The sequence below is a fragment of the Arthrobacter sp. Y3223164 genome (assembly GCF_059091005.1).
Genome location: NZ_JBNHGF010000890.1, coordinates 1 through 398, shown reverse-complemented (window position 1 = coordinate 398; position 398 = coordinate 1). Strand labels below are relative to the sequence as shown.

The following is a 398-nucleotide window of genomic DNA, read 5'->3' as shown; positions in this document are numbered from 1 at the left end:
AGCCCACGAGGCCGGCCGCCCGGCCGGATGAGCTGCCGGCCGAACGCTCGGCCGGAGCCGGTGCCGGCCCCATGGTGCAGTTCCGCGCCGTCACGAAGACCTACGCCGGACAGGCGGCGGTCCAAGACCTGACGCTGGACATCGACCGCGGCGCGATCACCGTCTTCGTGGGCCCTTCGGGCTGCGGCAAGACCACCTCGCTGCGGATGATCAACCGGATGGTGGAGCCGACCTCCGGGTCCGTTCTCGTGGACGGCCACGACGTCTCCGGCCGGCCCGCAGCGGCCCTGCGCCGGTCCATGGGCTACGTCATGCAAGCTGCCGGGCTGCTGCCGCACCGAACGGTGCTGGACAACATCGCCACCGTGCCGCGGCTGAACGGCGTCCGCCGGGCCGCG

General features: G+C 73.1%; 1 protein-coding gene. It reads left to right on the top strand.

All coding sequences use genetic code 11. The annotated features are described in order from the left end of the window. Nucleotides 1-71: 71 nt before the first annotated feature. The coding region (locus AC5RUJ_RS18575) for an ATP-binding cassette domain-containing protein (RefSeq protein WP_494156552.1) at nucleotides 72-398 on the top strand (327 nt) is incomplete at its 3' end.